This window comes from Rhodoligotrophos defluvii (assembly GCF_005281615.1).
Lineage (GTDB): Bacteria > Pseudomonadota > Alphaproteobacteria > Rhizobiales > Im1 > Rhodoligotrophos > Rhodoligotrophos defluvii.
Genome location: NZ_SZZM01000004.1, coordinates 399265 through 424033, shown reverse-complemented (window position 1 = coordinate 424033; position 24769 = coordinate 399265). Strand labels below are relative to the sequence as shown.

Genomic DNA, 24769 nt, shown 5'->3' with positions numbered 1-24769 from the left:
CTGCCTGGCGCATAGCGGCGCGCGGCGCCAGCTGAGCGCCCGCGGGCGCCGCCGGGGCCCTTCCGCCGCGCCGCGCCGGCCAGATCAGGCCCCGCTGTTCTCGCCGGGAACGTCCACGGGCTCATGCAGCAGGTTGCGAATATAGAGCTGCTTGACGGCGACATACAAAACGACGGTCAGCGGCGTCGCCAGGAGGACGCCGACAGGCCCAAGGAGCACCCCGAGCGCCAGCAAGGCGAACAGGGTGAGCACCGGCGGGAGATCCACCGTCCAGCGCTGGACGAGCGGCATGATGAGGTTGCTCTCGACCTGCTGGACGAGGAGATAGAGCCCGAGCGTCCATAGAAACGCATTCCCGCCTTGTGCCAGCGCCAGAAGCAAGGCGGGCACGGCGCCGAGGATCGGACCGACGATGGGGACGAATTCGGCGAGGCCGGCGAGAACACCGAGGGCGAGCGCCGAGGGGATGCCGATGAAGGAAAGGCCAGCCGTGATGAGAATGCCGACCAGCAGCATGGACAGGAGCTGGCCGAGAAGCCAAAGCCGCAGGGCCTGCCCGGCATTCTCGGCCGTCCTGGAGACCGTGCCTCTGATCGAGGCGGGAAAGATCCGAAGGCAGCCATTGAAATAGAAATTCGGACGCGCCGCCAAGTAGACCCCGCCGACGACCACCAGGATGAGGTTGGCAGCAGCCCCGAGCACGCCCGAGGTGTAGCCCGCGATGTTCTGAACCACATTGCCACGGCCCGCGAAGCTCTGGGCCTGTTCAGCGAGCATGTCCTGCAGGCTGCTGATCCCCAGCCGATCGCCCAGGGCCGAGATCTGTTGCGGGAGCTGCTGCAGCAGGTTCGAGATCTGGCCAGACAGCTGGGCGCCGAGCACAACCGAGAACCCGGCGACGAGGGCCAGTATGAGGATGCAGGCCAGCGCGAGCGACCACTGGCTCGACAGCGGCAAGATCCGTTCGATCAGCCGCGCGAGGCTCCTCAGCACCGTCGCGATCACGATGGCGCCGAAGAAGAGCAGGATCACGCCGAGGAGCTGCCAGATGACCACGGCAAGGACGACGACTCCGCCCACGATGAACGCGGCGCGGATCAGTGCCCAGGGGCGATCGAGCATAGTGGTTCCCGCTTTGGGCACCCTACCTCCTCGTGCGGACGGCCGGCGGCACCAGCCATGTTTCCGCGCTCGCTTGAACGCGCGGAAGTGTCTACTTGGCCTGCAACAGCCCAGGAAAAGGGTTGGTTCCCCACCCACGCCCTATTTGGACGACCCGGCATTCCGGCCATAGGCTCTGCCGAACTCCGCTCCGAGCAGCAGGATCTGTGAGGAATAGTATACCCACAGCATGATGGTCATTATGCTGGCGGAGGCGCCATAGGCGGACGTCACGCCGCTTTGGCCGACGATGATGCCGATCGCGAACTTGCCGAACGTGAAGAGCACGCCGCTCAGAATGGCGCCCGGGATCACTTCCGCGGCGGTCGGCTCGGTATTCGGCAGAATAGCGAAGATCAGGCCGAACAGCAGAACGGCAAACAGAAAGCCGAGAACGAAGTTGACGGCGAACAGCAGGGTTGTCGCGCCTGGGAAAGCGCCGAGGACGTAGCCCGAGGCGGCGGACAGCGCAGCATCCACCAGCAGCGAGACCAGCAGCAGGAACCCGATGCTTGCGATCAACGCAAAGCTCAGCAAACGGCCGCGGACAAAGGCCCAGACGCCGCCGGTTGCGGCAATCGGCTTCGCCTTCCAGACGATGTTCAGCGCGTCCTGGATCTCGACGAAGACGCCTGTGGCCACGAGCAGGAACGTGACGAGCCCGACGGCCGTGCCGATCAGGCCGGCTTCAAACTCGCCCGCATCGGCCATCATGGTCAGGACGAGCGATGCGCCATCCTCGCCGATCAAGCCACCGAGCTCATCCGCGATGGCCTCGCGGGCAGCTTCGCGCCCGAAAGCGAGGCCAGCAATCGCGATCACCATCAGCAGCGTGGGCGCGAGGGAGAAGACAGCATAGAACGCTATGGCTGCGCCCAGACTCATGGCGCGATCGGACCACCAGCCGGCTATCGTCTCCCTGGCGAGCTTTCGAACCTTCTGCCACATCGCTTCGCCCTCCCCTCGGAACTGAACGCCGGCAAGGCCTTGCCGCTCCCGCCCGATCGGAAAACATCCGGCTGACGACAAACGCCGCCGGGAACAACGAGCGTCTACATCCGTTGCTCGCAAGGTGGAGGCCGCCCGAACACCAGCATTGGCCAGCAGCAATGTCGACAGCAAGGCATAGGGGTCGAGACGAGCGGCGCGCGAGCGAGAGCCGGAGAGGCGGCTGGGTGATCGCAACCCTGGTCGCGGCAATGCTATTCATAACGGCACCTGCGGCCGCCCAGCCCAGCAATCTCGACGAAATGCGCCAGCGGGCGCTCGAGCTGGTCAACCAGTCGCGGACGGAGAACGGGCTGCCGCCGCTCAGCCTCGGCAGCGAAGCCAACCAAGCCGCCCAGAACCACGCAAACGACATGCTGAGGCGCAACTATTACGCCCATACCTCGCCCGAGGGCGAGACCGTCCAGGACCGCTATGTGGCGGCAGGGGGCAGCAAATGGCGGCTGACGGCGGAAAATATCGCACGCTGTGCCGACTGCGCGCCGCCGGTCAGCATGGACAGGATCGAGCGCCTGCATCGGGGATGGATGCAAAGCCCGGAGCACCGCCACAACATCTTGAGGCGCGGGCTCACGGAATTCGGCTACGGCATTGCCGTGAACGAGGACCAGGGGCTCTATGCCGTCCAGACCTTCGCCGGGCCGGGTATGCCCCGCAACCTCCAGGCTGGCGAGACGCCGACGGCCATCGCGCCGGAAGAGCAAACGCGCCTCGCGGTCGAGCGGATCAATCGGGCGCGCCGGAACGCCGGCCTCGCCCCGATCATGTCCAGCGATCCGCTCAACGATGCCGCCCGGTCCATCGCGCCCGGCGGCCTCGAGAGCGCGCAAGGGAACGCCCTGTTCGAAGCGCTGCCCCGCGACAGCCGGGCCGGTTGGCGATCCTTGTCGGCGCTTTCCGCCACGTGTGGGGGCTGCGGCACACAGCCGACGGCAAGCGACGTGCGCTTTTTCGTTGACCAGTGGCTGAACGACGGGGGACGCGAGAGCGCGCTGCTGTCGCCGGACATGACGCATCTGGGCTTCGCGATCGCGGCCGACGGTACAGGCAAGAAGACGGCCGTTGCCCTCATGGGGCAGAAACGCTGATCGAGCTGGATTGCCTTCGTCGGGGCAGCCCGCGCAGGAAGCGCGGGCTTCCTAGGATCGTGATGGGGCCAGACGCCTTACTGCTTCTGGTTCGCCTGCCCTGAGGCCCCCTGACCCGATTGGCTCGTGGAGCCGGTGGTGATCGCATCATCCTCCATGTCGACCGTTGGCTTCAGCTTGTCGTAGTCGAACCGTTCCAGCGTGGCGATCTCCTCGCGGTCATATCCGAGATCGTAGTAGGGTGAACCCGGAGCCCAGCCGTAGCCGTAACCGTAGTAGGGATAGGCGTAGTAGCCGCCACCATACGCCGCATCGGCACTCACCACGACGGCGTGCAGGTTGCCATCGGTCGTGAAGATCAGATCCGACACGTAGCCATATCCGATATCGTCGTTGAGATAGGCGTCATCGTTCAGGAGCTCGGTGGCCTTCCAGATCCGCGGCCCGGTTTGCAGGTCGTCCTCGACAACTCTGGTCTGGCCGGTCTGGCCCTTCTCCAACTGCGACCACTTGAAGAGCGAATAGTCCTCCGCATTCTCCTCGGTGACCGGCACAGTGACGCGATCGAGATCTGGACTGACGCTCACCTCACCCCAAGGAATGAAGAGATGCGTATCGCCGATGTCGAGAAAGCCACCCACCTCGGCGATGATCCCCAGCACCTTGCCCTTGTCGCTGACGATCAGATTCTCGACATCGCCGATCTCGTCGCCAGTCGTCCCGATGACGTCGGCCTCCATCAAGCGCTCGGCGCTCCAGCCGCTGGAATATAGCGGGTTGTAACTCCAGTCCTCGAGCACGAGCACCGGTGGGCGATCGCCTTGCTGGGCCTGGCGCTGGTTCTGGCCCGCCTCCTGTCCGGCCTGGCCTGTCTGCCGGCCCTGGGACGTCTGCTGCTGATCCGAATTCTGCTGCGTCTGGGCTTGCTGCTGATCCTGCGCTTCGGCCGGGATAGAGCCGAGCAGCCCAATCGCGAAGGCTGCAGCGATCGTTTGGCTGACGCTATCGGCTTTCATGGGTAGGTCCTCCTTTCTGGCTGTGTTGTTGAATGCGTCGCCCCGACCCTCCCAACAGCATCGGCGTCGCGGCCCACCGGGAGAACGGGCTCGCCGCGACGGGAAAACTGCGAATGCCCGCCTTCTTCGAGCAGACGGCCGCTCGCTCGCCTGGCTACTGGCCGGTCCCTGCCACAACCAGAAATCCGCTCGACTGCGGATTTGGCCTGTGACCGGGCAGATAGCAGGAATAGTAATATTCGCCCGGCTTCGGCGTGCGCAGGACAAAGCGCAGCTGGCCCTTTGCTCCTACGAGGAAGCTGCCCCCTTCCACCTCGACCAGCTGGTTGGCGCGGAGGATCTTCGCCGCGCGCAGGAATTCCGGCGCAATGAACATGAGCGGCCGTTCCGCCCGGTTGATCACGCGCAAGTCGAGCTCGTCGGTTGCCGGAAGCAGCGCCCGGGGCGGAAGGCACCGCACATCGCCGTTGATGAAATCCATCAGGATCTCGACCGGGGCGGCGACCTCGCCGTCGACGCGGGCCGGCGGCGGGTTCTGGGCCGCCGCCGGGCAGGTCGCGACGGCCATGGTTGCACAGAGAATCGCAGCCGCAAATCTCATGAGCCTCTCCTCTGGACTCGTCCCGAGCGGCCATCAGGTCCGGTCGACCTCATGGATCGAGACCGCGTCAGCCGGCCATGTGCTGCTGCCAGAACTCGTCGACCCGCTGACGATCCTGCGCGGACAGGGTCGGATCGGCAAAGCTGTCGGGATCGACCGTGGGCGCCTGCTCAATGGTCTGCTCGGATACGTTCAGCACGAACGTATTCAGGCCCGGCGTTGCCTTGAGCGCCCGCCAGGGCACCGCCACCATGTCCTCGCCGATGCCCAGCACGCCACCGCTCGACAGGATGACGTAGCCGATGTTCCCGGACTGAGGATCGAGCACCACATCCTCCACGGTCCCGAGCTGCTCGTCCTGAGGACTGCGGACCTCGGTTCCGGTAATGTCGGCCAAATTGATGAGGCCCGTCTGCAGCTCCGTCACCGGACGCGCGGCGATGATGCGCTGCTGACGCCACGACGTGACCTCGCCTGGCTCGACGCCGGCCTGCCTCAGCTCGTTGACATAGTTGTCATAGACTTGCCGGAGCTCGGCAAGGACCGCCGCGCAGGCCTGCTGATCGCCGCGGTGGGCCAGCACGTTCGTGGCCGCGTGCAGGGTCCTGATCTGGTAGGGTGCCGAGGTGATGCCCCAGCCGGCGCCCACCCAAGGCTGGCCCACGCCGGTCATTGCGGTGTCCGCGGTCCCGGTCAGGCCGGTCGTGCCGGTGGCGCCGGTCGTGGCCGGGGGCTGGGCCGCCGTAGGCGGGTTAGCGGGGGCCGCCGCGGGCGGCGCTACGCCGTAGCCCGGTGCTCCCCAGCCCACAAGCCAGTATCCGTCCTGGTCCATGCGCTGATTGAATGCCTGCAGATCGTTCAGGCACTGTTGCGCAACCTGGCGCTGCCCGGTGTCCACGGCTTGCTGTTGCTGCGCCTGCGGCTGCTGCTGCTGCGTCTGCTGATTGGACTGCTGCGCCGCCGCGCCGTGAGCGGCCATCGCGAGGCTCAAGGTGGCTACTGTCGCGCAAAGAACATGCTTGGTCTGCATCGCTGTCTCCTTTCCAGTGCTTCATCTCTCGAGCTTCGTCGGTGGAAGGCGGGCCCCGCACAGGGGCGGCGCTGGCCCTCCCGCGTGCGGCCGTCAGGCCTCACGACTGTTCGATGACCGCACAGGCGAGCCGATCGCCGGCCTTGCCGGAGGGCTGGCTGGTGTAATCGTCGGACTTGGCATGGACGACGAGCGCCGAGCCGTCTTCATCGAAGAGCGTTCCTGTATCGGAGCGCAGCGTCACATTCCGGTTCACGACTTCGGCGCGCAACACGCCGTCGTCCTGCACGAACTGGTTCGGCATGTCGCCTGCATGGGGGCCTTCCGCATCCTGGAAGCCGTGCTGGTGACCGCGTGGGGCGTAGTGACCGCCCGCGGATTCGAAGCCGGTCGACGGCTCACAGCGGCCCGTCTCGTGGATGTGGAAGCCATGCTCTCCGGCCGGCAGGCCCTCGATGTCTACGGCAATGAGGACGCCGTTCGGCGTTTGCTCGAGGGTCGCGGTGCCGATGCGCTCGCCCTTGCCGTTGAGAAATGTTCCTTCGGCCGTTTCGGGCGATTGCGCGAAGCTTGGTGCCGCGAGCCCGAAGAGAAGGGCCAGAGAGATCGTCAAGTGCTTCACAATTGCCTCCTTTGCCTGTGGTTGCTCGCACAGTGCCTTGCACCTGGCCTTGCGGGTTCGGTCAGACCGTTTCGGTCACACCGTAGGCCCTGTGTGGATCGGTTCGTCGCTGAAAACACCTGTCGCGCCATTGGCGCCGGACATGGTCAAGAAAATCGTCCGCCGGGTATCTGTTCCCAAAACCGTCAAAGATTCGCTTGAACCGCAGGACGCCCGCTCTACAAGAGATTTGTACGGCGCGCATCCGCCGATATCATTCACAACACACTCATGTTTGATCTTCTGCCGACTGTATTTCTTTGCACGTCAATATTCATCATCTATATAGTTCCGTTTTGCTCATCCAATTTTACGTTTTTGAGCTTGGCGGCCTATTTTCATATTTTTTTCGGTCTCGGGGTTCAACTATGGCGAAACTATGATAATATTCTGTATTAACCAGGGCATTGGTCTGCCAGAGCGGCGGGCGATGGAGCATGTCGTGCTCCCAAATGCCTTCTACTCACAATAAGAACGGGAGGACTCCGAATGGCGAACCCCTATGCAGAACGTTGGCGCAACTATCGGCCTTCGAAGGCAGCATGGTTCTGGTCGTGTGTCGCGGCCGTCGTGCTTACGATGATCATCGGCTTCAGCTGGGGTGGCTGGGTGACCGGTGGGACGGCACGCGATATGGCCGATACTGCGGCGGAAGAGGCGCGCGCTCAGCTCGCCGCTACTGTCTGTGTCGACCGCTTCATGGACGCCGCCGACGCCCGGACGCAGCTTGCCGCACTCAAGGAGACGAGCAGCTGGGAAAGGGATAGCTTCATCGAAGAAGGCGGCTGGGCTACGCTCCCAGGCATGGATGAGCCCGTGGAGGCCTCAGCGGATCTCTGCGCCGAGCGCCTTGCCGAGATGCAACTACCCCCGTCTGGCGCGACCGCCGACGCACCTCAGCCAACCACTGTCCAGTAGGTGCCACCTGAAGCGGGATGGCGTATCTTTTGACCCGCGATCCCGCTTCAGGCCTCCTTGCGATGAGAGATAATGCACGCGTCCGGGGCGGACTACCCGCTGGCGGGTCGTCCGCTGGCGGGTAGCCCGTTTCAATGATGCCGTCCGCCCGCATGCCTATGCACCTCGCGGGAATGCTCATGCCGCTGCGCGGGGCCGCGCATATGGAGCCACAGGAGCACCGCGGCGAGCGTGCCGAAAGCGAGGTTCAGGAAGAAGGTGTGGTCGATGCTGAAGCGGATCATCTCGGTCACGGCGGGCCGCGTCACGGGAAGGGCGCCGAAAAGCGCAAACAGGTAGTGCACGGTAACCCCGGCGGCGACCATGCAGATATAGAGCACCGCCGACAGATAGAGCGCATAGCGCCAGCCATAGTACTTGACGTGAATCCAGACAACCGTGGCGGCAAGGAGGTCCGCGCCGAGGAAGGCCATGACGCCGCCAAAGGAATTGCCCTTGGCCCACAGCATGGCAGCGAGCGGGACATTGCCCATGGAGCCGATGAAGGTGAAGAAGGCGACGACCGGGGCGACAAGCGCGTTCTCCAGGACGGCGAAGAAGGATGGCTCGCCCTCGCCGCCGATAAAGATCGCGTCCCAGAAGGCCTGCGGCACGAAAACGCTGATGAAGCCCGCAACGGTGAAGCCGAACAGGATCTCCTTCCAGACCATCTTCCATTCCATGAAGAAGGCGTGCGCGATGCGCGTCCAGCCGGCGAGCGAGAGCAGCTTGTCCCGGAAGCTGCCCTGCATGCCGTGCTCCATCTCCATGCCTTCCCGCTGCTGAGCGTGTTCGGCATGCGCGCGAGCTTGTTCGGCCAATCGTCGGGGAAACCATAGCCTGGTGATGCCGTAGGCGTAGGCGAGCATGAGAATGCCGAGCAGGATATTGCCCAGTGTGAATCGCCAGCCCACCAGCACCCAGAGCACGATGCCAAGCTCGATCACGAGGTTGGTCGATGCGATGAGGAAGGCGAGCGCATTGGCAGGATGCGCGCCTTTGACCAGCACCGAGCGGGACGCCGCCAGGGCAGCGAAGGAACACGAGGAGGAGACGAAGCCGAAGAAGCCCGCGAGCCCGGCCTGCTTCAGGCCCCGTGCGCCGAGAACCCTCCCCATCTGCTCACGGCTGACGAGCACCTGTATCCCGGCCGAAATCGTGTAGCCGAAGGCGAGGGCCCAGAGCGCCTTCCAGAGCATTCCCGCTCCGGTGTAGAGAGCCTCGAAAATCTGCTCCATCGGCCCTCGTGCGAAACTCGTCAGGTCGCGGCATATCGGCCGGTGAACGGCACAGCGCGCACCGGCCGCACGCGCTCAGCGTCCAGCGGCCAGGCGATGGACGGCGAACACGTTGCGCAGCTTGCTCCAGACGTCGCGAAGGCTGGTCCGGCGCGCTATCGAGCGTGCCCGGTCCGCGACCGCCTGGGCGGTAATCCCACCCACGGAATGGTAGTGACAGTCGCAGAACAGATCGTGCGCCTCCCTCTGCGAGAGCTCGAAAAAGGCGATCGCGTCGCCCAGCTTGTCACTCTTCAGTCCCTGCGCGCGAAAGACCGGATCCGCGTATGCCAGCGCGAGCGGCGAATTGTCTGCCCGCAAGGCAAGGCGTTCCTGTCTGCTCATGAATTCGATGCCGGACAGCAGCTTTATCACTCCGCTCTTCTCTTCAAGCAGCGCCGCGAGCCGCTCGAGCCGCGTTCGACGCACTGCTCGCCGGTAGTCAAATTCGCCCACCACCATACCGACGGGCCTGATTTCCTCCACGGTCCGGTGTTTCATCTCGCTCCTCCTTCGACTGTGATCTGCAGGGTCAGTCGAGCCATTTGCGGAGCTCCCGGCGTGCTTGGGTCCGATCTGGTCGGCACCCGAACGGTTAGGCGGGAAGACTTGGGCTCAAATCCCCATCCCGCTCTAATCCTCTGCGTGAACCTGATCTCTTCCGAAGGGCCAGCGGCTTGTTCTCTGCATCCACGGACCTTCCGTTCGGGATCGCGCTCTGGTGCCCAGCTTGACCCGCGGGCACGACAGCTCGGCCGTTTCCGGGAATCGGATCTGCGCCCCGGAGACGGCCTGCAAAGGCTATTTGCGACAACGGCCTTCCCGGCCCGCGGTTCCGTTCGGGGATTTCCATCTGCGTTGCGAACGCCCAAGACGGCCGATTGGGCGAGAGGGCCGGCAGAGGGCATGCACCGGGCCGCCTTTCCCCCTTGTGATCCGTCGCAGAGTGTGACTTTAATTATGTAATGAAGAATCTGACGGGCTGACTGGCGGCCTCGATCGCCCGGCCCTCACGCGCCATCGGCTGCCACCGGACCAGTCCCGTCCTGGCGGGCGCGCTCAAGATCTGCAGCCGGTTTGAGACCGGCGCTACGAAGGAGGGAGGACAATGAAAAAGGCTTGGCTGGTGGGCGCCGTGATCTTGGCGCTCGGCGCCTCGAGCGCCGCGACTTTCGCGCAAGGCAACGAGGAGGCGCAGCTCTACGAGGCGGCGAAGAAAGAGGGCAGCGTCACCTGGTACACCGCGCATTACGACCAGAACATGACCGCGCAGATCGGCGCGGCGTTCACCAAGAAATATCCAGGCATCACGGTGAACGGCATCAAGGCGACCGCACAGGTCTCGTTCCAGCGACTGCTGCTCGATTTGAAGGCGGGCCAGAGCCAGGCGGACGTGTTCAGCTCCACGGACGTGAGCCACTTTCCCCATCTGAAGCAGATGGACGCGCTCGTTCAGTACACGCCGGAAAACGAGAAGCACATTGTCGAGGCGTTCAGGAACATCGATCCGGATGGCTATTACCACACGACCCTGGTGGGCCTGATCACGCTCCTCTACAACACGGACAAGGTGACGGAGGCGGAAGCGCCGAAGAACTGGCCCGACCTCAAGGACCCGAAATGGAAGGGCAAGGTGACCTTCGGCGATCCGAACTACAGCGGGATGGTCGGCGTCTGGACCGTGGCGATGGCCAACACATATGGCTGGAGCTTCTTCGAGGACCTGAAGCCGCTGGACCCGCAGATCGGCCGATCGATCGACGACGCGGTAACGCTGCTGAATTCGGGCGAGCGCGTGGTGGCCATGGGTGATCCCGGCACGGCGCTGCAAAGCGCGGCCAAGGGCAATCCGGTCGCGGTCGTCTATCCCACGGACGGTGCCGTGGTGGTGCGCATGCCTTCTGCCGTCATCAAGGGATCGAAGAGCCCCAATGCGGCGAAGCTGTTCATGAACTTCCTCCTGAGCAAGGAGGCGATGGAGATCGCCACCGCCGGATATCAGCAGTCGCTGCGTCCGGACGTGCCGCCGCCGCCGGGCGCGAAGTCGCTGGCCGAGGTGGCGGTGATCGCGCCCACACCGGAGCAGATCGGCAAGTCGCTGCCCGAGAACAAGGAGAAGTGGCGCGACACGTTCGGCATGTAGGCTTTCGGCCCGGAGTGCCGGTATGGTTGCGGTCAACCCGGAAGAGGCGCGCAGCGGGGGAAATGGCGGCCCCATCGTCAGCGCTGCCCGCGGCGGCGTTCCCTCTCTGCTGCGCCGCCTGCTGTCGCCCACCGGCCTCGTCGGCCTCGTGCTGATTGCCGTTCTGTTCGTGCTGGTTGCCAATCCCGTCATCCGGCTGGTGGTGTCGAGCGTCCAGTCCACCGAGCTCGGCACCTTCACCCTGGAGAACTACGCAATCGCCTATGGCAGCATGCGCTCCTTGCAGGCGCTGCTGAACTCGCTGATCTATGGGGTTTGCGTGACCTTGGTGGCGATCGTGCTCGCGGTGCCGATCGCCTGGGCGATTTCCCGCACGGACATGCCGGGCAAGGGCTTGATCCGGGCGCTGATCCTGGGCGCCTTCATCACGCCCTCCTATCTCGGCGCGATCGGCTGGATCCTGCTGGCGGGACCCAATGCCGGCTGGCTGAACCAGCTGTGGATGAACCTGACCGGCAGCGACCAGGGCATTCTCGACATCTACAGCCTCGGCGGCCTCGTATTCGTGACCGCCATCTATGCCTTCCCCTATGTCTTCGTGTTCGTGTCGGACGCGCTCGACCTCCTCTCCTCGGAGATGGAGGATGCGGCGAATATTCTGGGCGCCGGCATGTGGCGCACCACCTTCAAGGTGACGCTGCCGCTGGTGGTGCCGGCGATCCTTGCCGGCTCGATCATCACCTTTCTGGATACGATCGCGCTGTTCGGCACGCCGGCGATCATCGCCCTGCCGGCGCGCATCAACGTGATGACCCTGCAGCTCTGGCAGTTCTTCGAATTCCCGGTGCGGGTGGAGGCGGCGGCCGCATACTCGATCCCGCTGGTGGGCCTCACCTGCCTGCTGCTGGGCCTGCAGCGCTTCCTGCTGGGGCGCAAGGGCTATGTGGCGCTGACCGGCAAGACGGCCTCGCGCCGGCTGATCGCGGCCGGACCGCTGCGCTGGGTGTTCTTCGCCTATGCCATGCTGGTTTGCGCGCTGGCGGTGCTGCTGCCCTATCTCGCCCTGGGCCAGGCCGCGTTCAGCAAAGCCTGGGGCCGCGGCCTGTCCTGGGAGAACCTCACGCTCGGCAATTTCTACTACATTTTCTTCCAGCACCAGAACGTGCGGGAGAGCATCAGCAACACCTTCCTTTACTCGGCGGGCGCGGCGACCCTTGCCGTGGCGATCGGCCTCGGCGTGGCCTACATGGTCAACCGGCGGCTGGTGCCGTTCGGCGGATTGCTGGCGCTGCTCTGCATGACCCCTTTCGTCATTCCGGGAATCGTGCTGGCCATCAGCTTCTACAGCGCCTATACCGCACCGCCCTTGTCGCTCTATGGCACCGGGCTCATCCTGGTGCTGGCCTTCACCACCCGTTTCCTGCCCATCGCCTATGCCAATTGCGGCGCCTCCATGCGCAGCATCAATCCGGAAATGGAGGAGGCAGTGCGCATTCTCGGCGGCAGCCGGCTGAAGGCGCTCGGCAGCGTCATCGTGCCATTGCTCAAGAAGAACCTGGCGGGCTGCTGGATCCTGGTGTTCATTCCGGCCATGCGCGAGCTGAGCACCGCCATCTTCCTCATCGCGCCCAATACGCGCGTGCTGTCGGTGATGCTGCTCGACCTGAGCGAGGATGGCAATTTCGAAGCATTGTCGGCCCTGGGCCTGTTCCTGCTGCTTGCCACCATCCTAGTGGTTCTGGTGAGCTATAGGATGCTGGGCCGTGATCTCCTGTTGAGGCGTTCGTCATGAGCGCGGTTGAGAATTTTTCCGTGAACGCACCGATGGGCAAACGACCGGCGGAGGCGGAGGCGGCGGCATCGCCCATGCTCCGCCTGCGGGGCTTGAGCTGCGTGTTCGGCACGCTGCGGGCAGTCGACGATGTTTCCCTGGACATCGCGCCGGGCGAGCTGGTCTCGCTGCTCGGGCCATCCGGCTGCGGCAAGACCACCATGCTGCGCACCATTGCCGGCTTCCTCACGCCATCGGCCGGGCAGATCGAAATGGGCGGCCAGGTGATCTCCTCGGCGAAGGCGGTGGTGCCGCCCGAGCATCGGCAGATGTCGATGATCTTCCAGAGCTATGCGATCTGGCCGAACATGACGGTGGCAGAAAACGTGGCCTTCGGGCTCAAGCTGCGCAAGCTGGACCGGCCGACCATCGCGGCCAAGGTCAAGGAGATGCTGACCATCGTGAAAATGGCTGATCTCGCGGACCGCTATCCGGCGGAGCTGTCCGGCGGCCAACAGCAACGGGTGGCGCTGGCCCGGGCCATGGTGGTGCAGCCGCGCGTGCTCCTGCTGGACGAGCCGCTGTCGAACCTGGACGCCACCTTGCGCGAGGAGATGCGGTTCGAAATCCGGCGGCTGCATGACACGTTCCGCTTCACCACCGTCTATGTGACCCATGACCAGGGCGAGGCCATGGTGGCCTCGGACCGCATCGCGGTCATGAACAAGGGCCGGATCGAGCAGGTGGACGCGCCATACGAGATCTACAACAGCCCGCGGACACGGTTCGTGGCCGGCTTCATCGGCCGCACCAACCTGATCGAAGGCCGGTGCGCGACGGACGCGGTGGTGTTTCCCGGGTTCTCGATCCCGCGTGAGCGCTTGAGAGACGGCGGACGGCTGGAGGCGACGGCGCTGTTCTCGCTGCGACCGCAAAGCATTGCGCTCCATATGGCCAAGCCAGCAGGCGACCGAGATGTGCTGGTTGCCGGCCGCATCGCCCAGCGCACCTATCTCGGCGAGACCTGGGACTATGTGGTGGCCATCGGCGATGGCCAGTTGCAGCTCAAGCTGAGCGCGCCGCCGGGGCAGGTGATCGACGTCGGCGCCGAGGTGTGGATCGGCATCGACCCGCAGCAGATGGCGAGTGTCGCCTGACGGCGCCCTTGCCTCCGGATCAGCGCGCCGGCGGCGTCTCCGGCTTGGTCTGGGCGAGGGATGGCCGGTTCAAAACGACGCCGTACCACGCCGCCAGCTTGGGGAAGCGCTCGCGCCAGCCAGTCTCGGGAAAGCGGAAATCGAGATAGCCGAGGCCGCAGGCCAGGGCCAGCTGCGACAGATCGATCCTGCCGCCGCCTTGGCGCAGAGCGATTTCGGCACGGCTCTCGAACCAGGCGAGGCCGGACAAGGCCTTGTCCCATTGATCATCGATCCATTCCGCCCACCGATGCGGTTCCGGACGAAGCCAGGTCTCGTAGCGCACCAGGATCATGGCGTCCATCATGCCCTGGGCGACCGCATGCTGGGTGAGGATGCGCCACCGCTCGGGTCCGGACACCGGCACCAGCTTGCCGCCGCCGGCCAGCGCGTCGAGATATTCGCAGATGACGGTGGAATCGACGATCGTCTGCCCGTCGTCCAAGACAAGCGCGGGCAGCTTGCGGAGGGGGTTGACGCTGCTTGCATAATCCCGGTTCTTCTGCCCGGGCGTGAGCTGCACAAATTCCAGCTCGAACCGGTCTGCGAGACCGAGCTCGATGGCAGCGGCGCGCACCTTGCGCGCGAACGGCGATTGCGGTGCATATATCAGCTTCATGCATTACCCCCTCGACCAAGACCTGGGCCGCGATGTTGATGCTCACCTGTAGCCGTTCCGGACCGGCACGCAAAGGGCCGGCGGGTCTGAAACAGGCCTGTCTTGGCCATTACGACCTCCGCGTGATACAATTTCCGATGCCAATCTCTCGGAGAGCTCAGTGAACGATACAATGACGAGGCCGCTCCTGCTGCCGGAGAGCATGGCGCCACTACACGAACGGGTGGCCGAGGCCGTCGAAGGGCTGATCGCATCAGGCATCTACCGGCCCGGGGATCGGCTGCCCAGCCACCGCGAGCTGGCACGGCAGGCGGGGGTGGCGATCGGAACCGTTACCCGCGCGATCGACCTCCTGAGCAGCCGCGGCATCATTCGCGGGGAGGTCGGCCGCGGCACCTTCATCAATGCCAGCGAGGCCACCGCGGTGCCAGGCGGCGTGGTGGACCTGACCATCAACGGCCCGCCGCCGATCATCGAGGAGAGCGCATTTCTCGCCGCGACCGAGCGCGCCGTGCGCAAGGCCGCCAGCCTGCCGAATGGCGGCTATGCGGATCTGCGCGGCACGGCCGACCAGCGGACCGTGATGGCCGGGTGGCTGTCGCGGACGCGCCTCGAGGTCGGCCCCGACGAGATTCTGCTGTGTGTCGGGGCGCAGCACGCGATCTACCTGGCCTTCGCGGATCTCAAGTCCTGCTCGGAGGTGATCGCGACGGAAGGCTCGACCTTTCCGGGCGCCATTGCGGCGGCGGCCGATCTGGGGATGACCCTGGCCCCAGTCGCCCATGACGGGGAAGGAATGCTGCCCGATGCCCTGGACCGGGTGCTGACGGAGACGGGCGGCCGGATCGTCTATACGACGCCCGTTTGCCAAAACCCGCTCGGCTTCGAGACGGGCGACGAGCGCCGGCGCGCAATCATGGCGGTGTGCCGCAAGCACGGAGCGTTCATCGTCGAAGACGACATCTACAGCCTCTATGCGGCCAAGGGCGAGATGACCTACAAGGCGATGGCGCCGGACAGCGTCTACTACGTCACCAGCCTGTCGAAATCCTTGAGCCCGCTGACGCGGGTCGGCGTGCTGGCGCCGCCCGCCGAGCGCCGGTCTTCCCTTGCCCGGCGGTTGCGCGCGCAGATCTGGGGTGCAGCCCCCCTGGCGCTGGAGATCGGCTGCGCCATGCTGGAGCTCGGCATTCACGAGAGCGTGGCGAAGATCCTGCTGAGCGAAGCTAGGCAGCGGGCGCAGCTCACGCGGACGATCCTCCATCTCGACCATCTGCCCATGCCGCAAGGCGCCCCGCATATCTGGCTGCCCATGCCGCTGCTGGATGCGGAGAAGCTCGCCCGGCGCGCCAGCGAGCGCGGCGTGCGGCTGACACCGCCGGATGCGACGGCGATCGGCGGGCAGGGTCAAGGCGGGGTGCGGCTTTGCGTGATGGCGCCGCCGCGCCGCGCCGATCTCGAGCGGGCGCTGCGCACGGTGGCCGAGCTGCGCGACAACCCGGACGAGGCGATCATCTAACCCGGGCGGAAGACGCCTTGGGCGCGCAGTGATACATATGCCAGATTTGTATCACCTTCTGCGGTTCAATTGATACAATACCTCTCGACAGGGAATGCAATCCGGCTTACCCTGCTGGCATGCGATGTCGGGGAGGGTCGGATGGATTGTCCCATTGCCATAGAGGCCGCAGAGGCGGCGCCGCGGAGCAAGCCCTCCAATTACCCGGAGCCGTTCGCCTCCCGCATGAAGGGCCGGGTGAAGCGGCCGCTGGGCGACCTGTTCGGCCTCAGCAATTTCGGCGTGAACCTGACGGAGCTGGCACCCGGGGCTGTCTCGGCGCTGCAGCACCGGCACAGCCGCCAGGACGAGTTCGTCTATATCCTGGAGGGGGAGGCGGTGCTGGTGACCGGCCCGGTCGAGACCGTTCTGCGCCCGGGTATGTGCGCCGGCTTCAAGGCCGGGGGCGTCAGCCACCACCTGGAGAACCGCTCGGCGGCGCCGGTGCGCTATCTGGAAATCGGCGACAGGACGGAGGGCGACGAGGTGGCGTATCCCGCGGACGACATCGTTGCGGTGCGCGAGCAAGGCGCCTGGCGCTTTCACCACAAGGACGGCACACCCTACTGACTTCTCGGAGCTTTGGTCATGGCCACTCAGGCGGCAAAGGTTGCACAATTCCGGGCACTGCACGCCCAGAAGCAGGCTTTCGTGATGGCGAATGCCTGGAATATCGGCTCGGCAAAGCAGCTGGCGCGCCTCGGCTTCGAAGCGCTCGGCACCACCAGCGCCGGCATCGCCATGGAGCTGGGGGTTGCCGACGGCGAGGTGGGGCGCGACCGCAGCCTCGCCGTGGCGCAGGCGATCGTCGCGGCAACGGATCTCCCGGTTTCGGCGGATCTCGAGAATCTGTTCGGCGATGATCCGGAGACCTGCGCCGAGACGATCCGCATGGCGATCGCCACCGGTCTCGCCGGCGCCTCGATCGAGGATTACAGCGGCCCGGCGGAGGACAAGATCTATCCGTTCGAGCTTGCGGTCGAGCGGGTGCGGGCGGCTGTGGCGGCGGTGCGCGCCAGCGGAGGAGACTTCGTGCTGACCGCCCGCGCCGAGAATTTTCTGCGCGGCCGGCCCGACCTGGAGGATACGATCAGGCGGCTGAAGGCCTATGAGGCGGCCGGTGCCGACGTGCTGTTCGCGCCCGGTTTGCCGAGCTACAAGGCCATTCAGGAGGTGTGCCAGGCGGTCGACAAGCCGGTGAACGTGCTGATGGGGATCGGCGCGCCCAGCCTCACGGTGGATGATCTGACCAAGGCCGGCGTGGCGCGGATCAGCCTCGGCAGCGCCCTGGCGCGGACCGCGGAAGCCGCCTTCGTCAATGCCGCCAGCTGGATCAAGGATCGCGGGAGCTTCGCCTATCGGCAGGCGGCGGAGGCCGCGTTCCGGTGATGAGCGAGCCTCGTTCGGTCCGGCTTTCCTGCGCGGACGGCGTGTCGTTGGGCGGGGAGCTCTGGGCGCCACCGGGCAACCGCCGGCTCGGCCGCGTCATCATCAATCCGGCGACCGGCGTGCTCGCCCGGTATTACCACCGCTATGCGCAGTTCCTGGCGGCGCACGGCTTTTCGGTGCTGACCTACGACTATCGCGGCATCGGCGCCTCCCGTCCACAGCGGCTCCGCGGCTGCGGATACCGCTGGAGCGACTGGGGCGAGCTCGATTTCGAGGCGGCCTTGGGGTTCATGCGCGATCTGGATGCGGACGGGCCGCTGCTGGTGGTCGGCCACAGCATCGGCGGCTTCCTGCCCGGCCTTGCCCCATCGGCCGGCATGATCGAGCGGATGCTGTCGGTCGGGGCACAATATGCCTACTGGCCCGACTACGCGCGCAAGGCGCGGACGCGCATGTTCCTCAAATGGCATCTGTTCATGCCGGCCGTCACCGCTTTGTGCGGTTATTTCCCCGGAAAGCGGCTCGGCTGGCTCGAAGACCTGCCGGCGGGCGTCGCCAATGAATGGAGCTTCCGGCGCGCACGCATGGAGCTCAGCCACGCACCGGAACGACGCGACATCATTCTCGGGCGCTTCGCCGCGGTGAAGGCGCAGATCCTGGCCGTTGCGGTCAGCGACGACGAATATGGCACGCCGCGCGCGATCGCCCGCGGCCTCGCCTATTACCGCAATGCCCGGAAAACCGACGTCCTGCTGCGGCCTGCCGACTATGGACTCGAGCAGATCGGCCATTTCGGTCTCTTCCACTCCCGGCACCAGGCGGGCTTCTGGCTCGACACGCTGCTGTGGCTGCGGGATGCGGTCAATCCCTGGCCAGGCCGCCCATTCGGCGCCGAGACTGGTGCGGCCCATCCTTCAGACATCTGCGGCGCCGGCCTGAGCCCGGCCGGACGGACCTCCTAGACTAAAGCAAAGGACGCTGACGCACATGGCCCGTGAGTATGACTTCGTGACCTTGGACGTGTTCACGACGCAGCGGTTCGGCGGCAATCCGCTTGCCGTATTCTCGGATGGCTCGGGGCTGCCCCAGGCCACCATGCAGGCGATTGCCGGCGAGATGAACCTCAGCGAGACGGTGTTCGTCCTGGACGATGGCAGCGGCGCGCCCCGCCTGCGCATCTTCACACCCAAGGCGGAGCTGCCGTTTGCCGGACACCCGACGGTGGGCACCGCCACGGTGATTGCCGCGCGGGACGGGCATACGGACAAGGGCGCGTTCCTCATGCACACCGCCGCCGGTCCGGTTCACGCGGAGGTGCGGCGGCGGCCGGACGGCCTGATGGAGGCTTCCATCGCCGCGCCGAAATTACCATCCAAGGGCACGGCACCGGGCGTCAACGATGCGGCCGCGGCGCTCAGCCTCAGCGCCGAGGAGGTGATCGCCGCGCCGGTGGGATTCGAGGCGGGCGTGCCGTTCACCTTCGTGCGCGTGGCCAGCCGGGAGGCGTTGAGCCGGGCCCGGGTGGACACGGCGTGCTGGGAAACGGCGTTCCGCCGGGCTTGGGGACCACCGGTCTATCCTTTCACCATGGCGGACTGGACCAATGGTCGCGAGATCCATGCGCGGCTGTTCGCGCCGGGTGTCGGCATCCCGGAGGATCCGGCCACGGGCTCGGCCGCAGCCGCGCTTGTCGGCGCCCTGTGCGAATTCCAGAGCCTGGATAATGGCCGGCACGAGTGGCTGATCCACCAAGGCGAGGATATGGGCCGACCGAGCCAGATCCATCTCAGCGCCATGATCGAGAATGGCCGCGCCACGTCCGTATATCTGCGGGGCGCGGTGGTGCCGGTGATCCGGGGCACGCTGGCGGTTTAGGCCGCGCGATCACGATCCGGTGCGGCGCGCGGGCGGCAGGCTCGTTCCGGCTTGCCCTTCGGCGCGCTCGCGATATGGTGCGCGCACCTCAACCTGTATGGTTCGCGCAGGCCGGATCGCTCGCATGACTTCGTCCCCTCCCCGCATGGCCCTGCTCGGCGCCCTCGGGCTCGCCGTCCTCACCATTGCCGCCGCGTGGGGCTTCCAGCTGATCGGCGGCTATGTCCCCTGCCCGCTCTGCTACCAGCAGCGCTGGCCGTATTACGCAGCGATTCCGCTCGGCCTTGCCCTGTTGCCCATGGCAGGCCATCCGGCACGGGAGCGGATGTTGCGCGGGGGTCTCGTGCTGCTCGGCCTGATCATGCTGGTGAGCTTCGGGCTGGGACTGCACCATGCGGGCGTGGAGTGGGGCTGGTGGGCAGGGCCCGCCTCCTGCGCCGGCAACACCAGCTTCGGCCAATCCGGGAGTGTCCTGCCCGATCTGAGCCGCGCCCAGATCGCGAGCTGCAGCGATGCGCAGTGGCGCTTCCTGGGCCTGTCCTTCGCCGGCTACAATGCCCTGATCTCGCTCGTGATCGCCGGCCTCGCCCTTTGGGGCGCCTTCGCGAGAAAAACCTACGGCTCCAGCTCGCTATCCCAATAGAGATAGTCGAGCCAGCTCTCATGCAGGTAGTTCGGCGGGAACAGCCGGCCATTGGCGTGCAGCTCGTGCACGGTGGGCTGCACCGGCTTGCGGGCCGGCCACATGCGCGCCTGCGCCGGCAGCATGCCGCCCTTGGCCAAGTTGCACGGCGCGCAGGCCGCGACCACGTTGTCCCAAGTGGTCTGGCCGCCCTTGGATCGGGGGATCACGTGATCGAAGGTGAGGTCATCGCGCGCGCCGCAATACTGGCAGGTGAAGCGGTCGCGCAGGAACAGATTGAACCGGGTGAAGGCAGGATAGCGCGCCGGCTTGACATAGCTCTTGAGCGCGACAACGCTGGGCAGCCGGAACTCGAAGCTCGGACTACGGACCACACGGTCGTAATAGGAGACGATGTTGACGCGGTCGAGGAAGACCGATTTGAGCGCGTCCTGCCAGGCCCAGAGCGACAGAGGATAATAGCTCAGCGGGCGGAAATCGGCGTTGAGCACAAGCGCCGGGTAACTCTGCGGTGATGTGACGAAGCCGTCCACCCAAATCCGCTCCTTGCCTTGCTTTGCTTCCGGCCAGCAGGCGCCGGCCCCGCGAATAATTCCGCTCGAAGCAGCAGCATACCGTCACGACTTACTATATCTGGTATGACAGTATTGTGAAAGCGACTCTGTCTAGATCGCAAGTCGTTCGTAGCTCTTTGCCGCGGCAGCATCAAGGCGCCGCGGCCAGTCTCTCCTGCAGGAATTGCAGCCCCAATGCAAGACCGTCCGCGGTGATCTCGTGACCAATTCCCCGTGAGAGGTGGGTTTCCACCTCAACGCCAACCCTCGTCAGCGCTGCCGCGGCGATCGTCATGGCCTGCACCGGCACCACTTCATCGAGATCACCGTGGATGAGCATGACCGGCGGGCGGGACGTGATCTGCTCGCCGAGGAACTCGGGACCGGCCATGGCGCCGCAATAGCCGAGGATGCCTGCAGGCGGCCCGCCGCGTGGCGGATTGCGCCGCAAGCCCACATGCAGCGCCATCATGGTGCCCTGGCTGAAGCCGACAAGCGCGAGGCTCGCGTCCAGCAAGTCATAACGAGCAAGTGCATCTGTGATGAACGCGTCGAGCAGGGGTCCTGCACGCTCTACGCCCGGCCAGTATTGCTGCGCCTTGGGAGGGGTGAGCGGGAACCATTGACGGCCGAAATCCGACTGCTCGCACGGCTCGGGCGCGTTTGGGCAGACGAAAACCGCATGCGGCAATCCGTTCTGCCATTGCCTGGCGAAATTGAGCATTTGCCGGCCATCAGCCGCGTAGCCGTGCAGCATCACAATCAAATGCTCCGGACGGCCACCGGCCAGCGGAAGCAGCCGTGGCCCATCGATCATGCGGGAGCTCCCGCACGGGCAGCAAGCGGGCGCTTCAGCGTGGCGTAGTAGGCCCAGATCAGCCTGGCTGCCACGGCACGCCAGGGCCGCCATGATTCGGCCAGCCGCGCCATAGCGCGGGCGTCCGGCCGCTCGGGGAGGCCAAAGGCTGCCTGCGCCGCGACCTGCAGGGCAAGGTCGCCGGAAGGCCAGGCATCCGGCCGGCCGAGGCAGGCGAGCAAATAGACCTCCGCGCTCCAGGGACCGATCCCCGGGACCGCGGTCAAGGACCGGCGGATCTCGTCATCAGGCGCTTGGTCCAGACTGGCGAGATCGAGCCGGCGCTCGACGACCGCCAGGCTCAAGGCGCGAATCGTCTTGATCTTGGCCGCCGACTGGCCAACGGCGCGGAAGTCCTCGTCCGCCAGGGCGAGCATCCGTTCCGGCGTGAGCGGGTCGTGCCGCGCCTGCATGCGCGCCCAGATGGCCGCGGCACTGGCCAGCGACAGCTGCTGCTCCGTCACGATCCTGAGCAGCCCGGGAAATCCGCCGGGCAGACGGCGCAGCGGCGGCATGCCGGTGACGGCGAACATGTCGCCGAACCGCCGCTCCCTGGCGGCCAGGGCGGCGATGCCGTCGCGGATGTGATCCAGCGTTTCAATGGTGTCGGTCATCGATTTGGCTGGAGGATGCAATTGAGACATGCGAAGCAGGCAGCGATCATGCGCCTGTCGGCGGCGTTCAACAATATGCCAATGACGAGATGACTGCTGCACCGATCTTCCGCTTCGCACCAAGCCCCAATGGGGCGTTGCATCTGGGCCACGCCTATTCCGCCCTGTTCACGGCCCGCTGCGCCCGCGCGTTGGGTGGACGCGTGCTGCTGCGCATCGAGGATATCGATTTCATCCGCTGCCAGGATTCCTATGTGCACCAAGCGATCGAGGACCTCGCCTGGCTGGGCTTCAGCTGGGAGGGCGAGCCGCGGCGCCAGTCACAACACATGGCAACCTATCGGGCGGCACTGGACCGCCTGGCAGCCAGGGGCCTGCTCTATCCCTGCTTCGCTTCGCGCCAGGAGATCCGCGCCGCGGTCGAAGGGCGCAAGGACTGGCCGGCGGATCCGGACGGGCAGCCGCTCTATCCCGGCTTGCACCGTCATTTGAGCGAAGCCGACAGAGCAGAGCTTCGTGCGCGCGGCGTACCATTCTCGCTGCGGCTGGATATGGAACGGGCTCTCGCGATGGCCGGCGGCCCACTCACCTTCGCGGAGGACGGCAGCGGCCCTCTCGGCGAGACAGGCGTAGTTCAGGCTGACCCGCGGATCTGGGGTGACGTGATCCTCGGCCGCAAGGATATCGGCGTGAGCTACCACATCGCCGTGGTGGTGGATGATGCATTGCAGGGCGTTACGCACGTGACCCGCGGCCAGGACTTGTTCCATGCGACCGCGGTCCACCGCCTGTTGCAGGTGCTGCTGGGGCTGCCCGAGCCGCGCTATTGCCATCACCGCCTGATCAGCGACGAGACCGGCCGCAAGCTCTCGAAAAGCGCCGGCGACCGGAGCTTGCGCTCGCTGAGGGAGGCCGGGGTTACGGCGAGCGAGATCCGCGCGCTGCTCGGCTTCGGCGATATGGCCTAAGGACCCGTCGCCCAGAGGGCGAGGGAGAAGGACAGCACCGACAGTATGGTGCCGAGGGCAATGGCGCCGGAAATCATGCCGATGGCCGCCTGGTAGCGCACGGCGAAGATGAAGGTGTTGATGCCGGTGGGCGCGGCTGCAAACAGCACGGCCACACGCATCCAGTCGCTCGGGATGTGGAAGACGTATCGGGCGAGCAGCCATACCGCCAGGGGATGGACGACGAGCTTGATCAAGGTGATGGCAACCGCCGGGCCACCAGAGCCACGGATGCTGTAATGGCTGAGCGCGGTGCCCATGGCGAGCAACGCGCAGGGCACGCTGGCCTCCGACAGCATGTCCAGGACCTTGGCCGGAGCGGATGGCAAGGCCAGACCGGTGAACCGCCACAGCAGGCCGGCGCCGAGCCCGATGGTGATCGGGTTGCTCGCCACGCCCTTGGCGATGGAGCCGAGCAGGGCAAGGCGGACGCCCGGCTGCGAGCGTTGCGCCCATTCCAGCTGGATGGTGGCGAACAGGCTCATGATCGGCAGATGCACGGCGATGATGAGAAACAGAGGCAAGGCGCCCGCATTGCCCATGACGGCGAAGATGATGGGCAGGCCCATCAGCATGGTGTTCGCATAGGCGGCGCCCACACCGGCCACGGCGGCGGTGCGCGCATCGCGCCGGAACAGCAAGGCGACGGCGGCCCAGCCCATGATCCAGGCGATGGCGACAGCGCCGAAATAGCTGCCCCACAGGCCCCAAGGCGAGACCTGCGGCAGGGTGATGCCGATCATGGTCTTGAACAGCAAGGCGGGCATGCACAGGGTGAAGACCACGGTGGACAGGCCTTCCGCCGCCATCTTGCCGAACACGCCGGCCTTGGAGAGCAGGAAGCCGATGACGATGAGGCCGAAGACAGGCACGATCGTGTCCAGGGCCTGCACCACGGGTGTTGCTCTCCGCCAATCCGCTTACGTCGGTCGAAACATCGGCTATAGTGGTTGCCGATGCAGCGCAACAGGACAGATACCCGATCGGGGGAGAATGCGCGCGGCGCACCGTCACAGCCGGAGGCGGACAGCAGCGGCACCTCGGCGACGGCATCCCGGTCGGACGAGTTCCTGGCCCGCTCCTACAGCATGGCGGGACCTGAGGATGCGGTGACGCTCTACCGCGACTGGGCCGCGAGCTACGACCAGCAGCTCGAAACCGAACTGCATTACCTCTCGCCGGCAGGGGTGGCGGCGCTGGCGGCGGCATGGCTGCCGGACCGCACCGTGCCCATGCTGGACATCGGCTGCGGGACGGGGCTGACCGCGGCGGCCGCCCGCGCGCATGGCTTCACCACCATCGACGGCGTCGACATCTCACCGGAGATGCTTGCGCTGGCGCGGATGAAGGGCATCTACCGCGCCTTGTTCGAGGCGGACCTGACCCGGCCGCTGGACTTGCCGAGCAGCGCCTATGGCGCGGCGATCTCGTCGGGCACGTTCACTCACGCGCATGTGGGCGCGGTCGCATTCGACGAGATCTTCCGGGTGCTGCGGCCGGGCGGCCTGCTTGTTTGCACCATTCATGCCCATGTGTTCGAACCGTCCGGGTTTCGCGACAAGATCGCCGCCTTGTCGGAGGCCGGCGTGATGGCTATCCGCCACCGGCACGAGGCGCCGCTGTTTGCGGATGCTCCGGCAGAGGGCCTTTACTTCGTGTTCGAGCGACGTCATGGCTGAGATGGGCGTGTTGCATGTTGCAGTGCATCACGGCCTGCGGTAACCGTCATTGAAAATGACATCGCA

26 protein-coding genes are annotated in these 24769 nt (G+C 65.8%); 13 read left to right on the top strand and 13 right to left on the bottom strand.

The features are described 5' to 3' along the window. Nucleotides 1-84: 84 nt before the first annotated feature. Both E4P09_RS19090 and E4P09_RS19085 read right to left on the bottom strand, forming a co-directional pair. Nucleotides 85-1143: an AI-2E family transporter gene (locus E4P09_RS19090; RefSeq protein WP_239025271.1), complete on the bottom strand. Its 1059-nt coding sequence runs from the start codon at nucleotides 1141-1143 to the stop codon at nucleotides 85-87. 120 nt (nucleotides 1144-1263) lie between these two features. Further along, a complete protein-coding gene (locus E4P09_RS19085; RefSeq protein WP_137391207.1) occupies nucleotides 1264-2109 on the bottom strand; it encodes a YihY/virulence factor BrkB family protein in 846 nt (281 codons plus the stop codon). 227 nt (nucleotides 2110-2336) lie between these two features. On the opposite strand from E4P09_RS19085, the gene E4P09_RS19080 reads away from it, so the two are divergent. Then, the gene (locus E4P09_RS19080; RefSeq protein WP_170984505.1) at nucleotides 2337-3257 is read left to right on the top strand and encodes a CAP domain-containing protein; all 921 of its coding nucleotides are present in this window, start codon (nucleotides 2337-2339) and stop codon (nucleotides 3255-3257) included. Between the two features lie 77 nt (nucleotides 3258-3334). Here the strand turns inward: E4P09_RS19080 and E4P09_RS19075 are convergent, their stop codons facing one another. From E4P09_RS19075 to E4P09_RS19060, 4 genes are all read right to left on the bottom strand, one after another. Continuing rightward, the gene (locus E4P09_RS19075) at nucleotides 3335-4273 is read right to left on the bottom strand and encodes a PRC-barrel domain-containing protein (RefSeq protein ID WP_137391205.1); all 939 of its coding nucleotides are present in this window, start codon (nucleotides 4271-4273) and stop codon (nucleotides 3335-3337) included. A 154-nt stretch (nucleotides 4274-4427) separates the two neighbouring features. Then, nucleotides 4428-4874: a cupredoxin domain-containing protein gene (locus E4P09_RS19070; protein WP_137391204.1), complete on the bottom strand. Its 447-nt coding sequence runs from the start codon at nucleotides 4872-4874 to the stop codon at nucleotides 4428-4430. A 67-nt stretch (nucleotides 4875-4941) separates the two neighbouring features. Then, complete coding sequence (locus E4P09_RS19065; protein WP_239025270.1) at nucleotides 4942-5904, bottom strand: PRC-barrel domain-containing protein; 963 nt, start codon at nucleotides 5902-5904, stop codon at nucleotides 4942-4944. A 100-nt stretch (nucleotides 5905-6004) separates the two neighbouring features. Then, nucleotides 6005-6526 carry a superoxide dismutase family protein gene (locus E4P09_RS19060; protein WP_137391203.1) on the bottom strand — a complete coding sequence of 174 codons (522 nt, stop codon included), beginning with the start codon at nucleotides 6524-6526 and terminating at the stop codon, nucleotides 6005-6007. A gap of 528 nt (nucleotides 6527-7054) precedes the next feature. Between E4P09_RS19060 and E4P09_RS19055 the strand changes: the two genes are divergently transcribed. Next, on the top strand, nucleotides 7055-7483 hold the full coding sequence (locus E4P09_RS19055) for a hypothetical protein (protein WP_137391202.1): 429 nt from the start codon (nucleotides 7055-7057) through the stop codon (nucleotides 7481-7483). A gap of 131 nt (nucleotides 7484-7614) precedes the next feature. On the opposite strand, the gene E4P09_RS19050 is transcribed toward E4P09_RS19055, so the two are convergent. Both E4P09_RS19050 and E4P09_RS19045 read right to left on the bottom strand, forming a co-directional pair. Continuing rightward, the gene (locus E4P09_RS19050; protein WP_137391201.1) at nucleotides 7615-8760 is read right to left on the bottom strand and encodes a permease; all 1146 of its coding nucleotides are present in this window, start codon (nucleotides 8758-8760) and stop codon (nucleotides 7615-7617) included. Between the two features lie 75 nt (nucleotides 8761-8835). Next, nucleotides 8836-9300 (bottom strand): hypothetical protein, encoded by a 465-nt coding sequence (locus tag E4P09_RS19045; RefSeq protein ID WP_137391200.1) that lies wholly within the window; start codon nucleotides 9298-9300, stop codon nucleotides 8836-8838. 607 nt (nucleotides 9301-9907) lie between these two features. Here E4P09_RS19045 and E4P09_RS19040 point away from each other — a divergent pair. From E4P09_RS19040 to E4P09_RS19030, 3 genes are read left to right on the top strand one after another with little or no spacing between them, the layout of a single operon-like run. Then, complete coding sequence (locus E4P09_RS19040; RefSeq protein ID WP_137391199.1) at nucleotides 9908-10942, top strand: ABC transporter substrate-binding protein; 1035 nt, start codon at nucleotides 9908-9910, stop codon at nucleotides 10940-10942. Nucleotides 10943-10964: 22 nt separating this feature from the next. Beyond that, nucleotides 10965-12734, top strand: a complete 1770-nt coding sequence (locus E4P09_RS19035) for an ABC transporter permease (protein ID WP_137391198.1) — start codon at nucleotides 10965-10967, stop codon at nucleotides 12732-12734. Further along, complete coding sequence (locus tag E4P09_RS19030) at nucleotides 12731-13870, top strand: ABC transporter ATP-binding protein (protein WP_239025269.1); 1140 nt, start codon at nucleotides 12731-12733, stop codon at nucleotides 13868-13870. Before E4P09_RS19035 ends, E4P09_RS19030 begins: the two co-directional genes overlap by 4 nt. A gap of 19 nt (nucleotides 13871-13889) precedes the next feature. On the opposite strand, the gene E4P09_RS19025 is transcribed toward E4P09_RS19030, so the two are convergent. Further along, on the bottom strand, nucleotides 13890-14528 hold the full coding sequence (locus E4P09_RS19025) for a glutathione S-transferase family protein (RefSeq protein ID WP_137391197.1): 639 nt from the start codon (nucleotides 14526-14528) through the stop codon (nucleotides 13890-13892). A gap of 160 nt (nucleotides 14529-14688) precedes the next feature. Between E4P09_RS19025 and E4P09_RS19020 the strand changes: the two genes are divergently transcribed. From E4P09_RS19020 to E4P09_RS18995, 6 genes are all read left to right on the top strand, one after another. Then, nucleotides 14689-16047: an aminotransferase-like domain-containing protein gene (locus E4P09_RS19020; protein ID WP_137391196.1), complete on the top strand. Its 1359-nt coding sequence runs from the start codon at nucleotides 14689-14691 to the stop codon at nucleotides 16045-16047. Nucleotides 16048-16188: 141 nt separating this feature from the next. Next, nucleotides 16189-16656, top strand: coding sequence for a cupin domain-containing protein (locus tag E4P09_RS19015; protein WP_137391195.1), 468 nt, complete (start codon nucleotides 16189-16191; stop codon nucleotides 16654-16656). Nucleotides 16657-16674: 18 nt separating this feature from the next. After that, the gene (locus E4P09_RS19010) at nucleotides 16675-17475 is read left to right on the top strand and encodes an isocitrate lyase/PEP mutase family protein (protein ID WP_137391194.1); all 801 of its coding nucleotides are present in this window, start codon (nucleotides 16675-16677) and stop codon (nucleotides 17473-17475) included. Then, the gene (locus tag E4P09_RS19005) at nucleotides 17475-18437 is read left to right on the top strand and encodes an alpha/beta hydrolase family protein (RefSeq protein ID WP_137391193.1); all 963 of its coding nucleotides are present in this window, start codon (nucleotides 17475-17477) and stop codon (nucleotides 18435-18437) included. The genes E4P09_RS19010 and E4P09_RS19005 overlap by 1 nt, the downstream gene beginning before the upstream one ends. Nucleotides 18438-18462: 25 nt before the next feature. Then, on the top strand, nucleotides 18463-19350 hold the full coding sequence (locus E4P09_RS19000; RefSeq protein WP_137391192.1) for a PhzF family phenazine biosynthesis protein: 888 nt from the start codon (nucleotides 18463-18465) through the stop codon (nucleotides 19348-19350). Between the two features lie 124 nt (nucleotides 19351-19474). Next, nucleotides 19475-19993: a disulfide bond formation protein B gene (locus E4P09_RS18995; protein ID WP_170984504.1), complete on the top strand. Its 519-nt coding sequence runs from the start codon at nucleotides 19475-19477 to the stop codon at nucleotides 19991-19993. Here E4P09_RS18995 and E4P09_RS18990 read toward each other — a convergent pair. The 3 genes from E4P09_RS18990 to E4P09_RS18980 form a co-directional block, all read right to left on the bottom strand. Beyond that, nucleotides 19966-20526 carry an HNH endonuclease gene (locus E4P09_RS18990; protein WP_137391190.1) on the bottom strand — a complete coding sequence of 187 codons (561 nt, stop codon included), beginning with the start codon at nucleotides 20524-20526 and terminating at the stop codon, nucleotides 19966-19968. The genes E4P09_RS18995 and E4P09_RS18990 overlap by 28 nt on opposite strands. Before the next feature lie 172 nt (nucleotides 20527-20698). Next, complete coding sequence (locus tag E4P09_RS18985; RefSeq protein WP_137391189.1) at nucleotides 20699-21364, bottom strand: alpha/beta hydrolase; 666 nt, start codon at nucleotides 21362-21364, stop codon at nucleotides 20699-20701. Continuing rightward, nucleotides 21361-22017 carry a DNA-3-methyladenine glycosylase family protein gene (locus E4P09_RS18980; protein WP_137391188.1) on the bottom strand — a complete coding sequence of 219 codons (657 nt, stop codon included), beginning with the start codon at nucleotides 22015-22017 and terminating at the stop codon, nucleotides 21361-21363. Before E4P09_RS18980 ends, E4P09_RS18985 begins: the two co-directional genes overlap by 4 nt. Before the next feature lie 89 nt (nucleotides 22018-22106). Here E4P09_RS18980 and gluQRS point away from each other — a divergent pair, with 89 nt between their 5' ends. Next, on the top strand, nucleotides 22107-22985 hold the full coding sequence (gluQRS, locus tag E4P09_RS18975) for a tRNA glutamyl-Q(34) synthetase GluQRS (RefSeq protein WP_137391187.1): 879 nt from the start codon (nucleotides 22107-22109) through the stop codon (nucleotides 22983-22985). Here gluQRS and E4P09_RS18970 read toward each other — a convergent pair. Then, nucleotides 22982-23920 (bottom strand): AEC family transporter, encoded by a 939-nt coding sequence (locus E4P09_RS18970; protein WP_137391186.1) that lies wholly within the window; start codon nucleotides 23918-23920, stop codon nucleotides 22982-22984. The two genes, gluQRS and E4P09_RS18970, sit on opposite strands and share 4 nt — an antisense overlap. Before the next feature lie 60 nt (nucleotides 23921-23980). Here E4P09_RS18970 and E4P09_RS18965 point away from each other — a divergent pair, with 60 nt between their 5' ends. After that, nucleotides 23981-24703 carry a class I SAM-dependent DNA methyltransferase gene (locus tag E4P09_RS18965; RefSeq protein WP_137391185.1) on the top strand — a complete coding sequence of 241 codons (723 nt, stop codon included), beginning with the start codon at nucleotides 23981-23983 and terminating at the stop codon, nucleotides 24701-24703. Nucleotides 24704-24769: the final 66 nt, after the last annotated feature.

Excerpts from the sequence above, each read along its gene's own strand:
- E4P09_RS19045 (WP_137391200.1), bottom strand. The coding sequence starts at position 9,300 with ATGAAACACCGGACCGTGGAGGAAATCAGGCCCGTCGGTATGGTGGTG.
- E4P09_RS19035 (WP_137391198.1), top strand. The coding sequence starts at position 10,965 with ATGGTTGCGGTCAACCCGGAAGAGGCGCGCAGCGGGGGAAATGGCGGC.
- E4P09_RS19015 (WP_137391195.1), top strand. The coding sequence starts at position 16,189 with ATGGATTGTCCCATTGCCATAGAGGCCGCAGAGGCGGCGCCGCGGAGC.
- E4P09_RS19050 (WP_137391201.1), bottom strand. The coding sequence starts at position 8,760 with ATGGAGCAGATTTTCGAGGCTCTCTACACCGGAGCGGGAATGCTCTGG.
- E4P09_RS19055 (WP_137391202.1), top strand. The coding sequence starts at position 7,055 with ATGGCGAACCCCTATGCAGAACGTTGGCGCAACTATCGGCCTTCGAAG.
- E4P09_RS19065 (WP_239025270.1), bottom strand. The coding sequence starts at position 5,904 with ATGCAGACCAAGCATGTTCTTTGCGCGACAGTAGCCACCTTGAGCCTC.
- E4P09_RS18965 (WP_137391185.1), top strand. The coding sequence starts at position 23,981 with ATGCAGCGCAACAGGACAGATACCCGATCGGGGGAGAATGCGCGCGGC.
- E4P09_RS19010 (WP_137391194.1), top strand. The coding sequence starts at position 16,675 with ATGGCCACTCAGGCGGCAAAGGTTGCACAATTCCGGGCACTGCACGCC.
- E4P09_RS18980 (WP_137391188.1), bottom strand. The coding sequence starts at position 22,017 with ATGACCGACACCATTGAAACGCTGGATCACATCCGCGACGGCATCGCC.
- E4P09_RS19040 (WP_137391199.1), top strand. The coding sequence starts at position 9,908 with ATGAAAAAGGCTTGGCTGGTGGGCGCCGTGATCTTGGCGCTCGGCGCC.
- E4P09_RS19075 (WP_137391205.1), bottom strand. The coding sequence starts at position 4,273 with ATGAAAGCCGATAGCGTCAGCCAAACGATCGCTGCAGCCTTCGCGATT.
- E4P09_RS19070 (WP_137391204.1), bottom strand. The coding sequence starts at position 4,874 with ATGAGATTTGCGGCTGCGATTCTCTGTGCAACCATGGCCGTCGCGACC.
- E4P09_RS18985 (WP_137391189.1), bottom strand. The coding sequence starts at position 21,364 with ATGATCGATGGGCCACGGCTGCTTCCGCTGGCCGGTGGCCGTCCGGAG.
- E4P09_RS19085 (WP_137391207.1), bottom strand. The coding sequence starts at position 2,109 with ATGTGGCAGAAGGTTCGAAAGCTCGCCAGGGAGACGATAGCCGGCTGG.
- E4P09_RS19005 (WP_137391193.1), top strand. The coding sequence starts at position 17,475 with ATGAGCGAGCCTCGTTCGGTCCGGCTTTCCTGCGCGGACGGCGTGTCG.
- E4P09_RS18995 (WP_170984504.1), top strand. The coding sequence starts at position 19,475 with ATGACTTCGTCCCCTCCCCGCATGGCCCTGCTCGGCGCCCTCGGGCTC.
- gluQRS (WP_137391187.1), top strand. The coding sequence starts at position 22,107 with ATGACTGCTGCACCGATCTTCCGCTTCGCACCAAGCCCCAATGGGGCG.
- E4P09_RS19025 (WP_137391197.1), bottom strand. The coding sequence starts at position 14,528 with ATGAAGCTGATATATGCACCGCAATCGCCGTTCGCGCGCAAGGTGCGC.
- E4P09_RS19030 (WP_239025269.1), top strand. The coding sequence starts at position 12,731 with ATGAGCGCGGTTGAGAATTTTTCCGTGAACGCACCGATGGGCAAACGA.
- E4P09_RS19000 (WP_137391192.1), top strand. The coding sequence starts at position 18,463 with ATGGCCCGTGAGTATGACTTCGTGACCTTGGACGTGTTCACGACGCAG.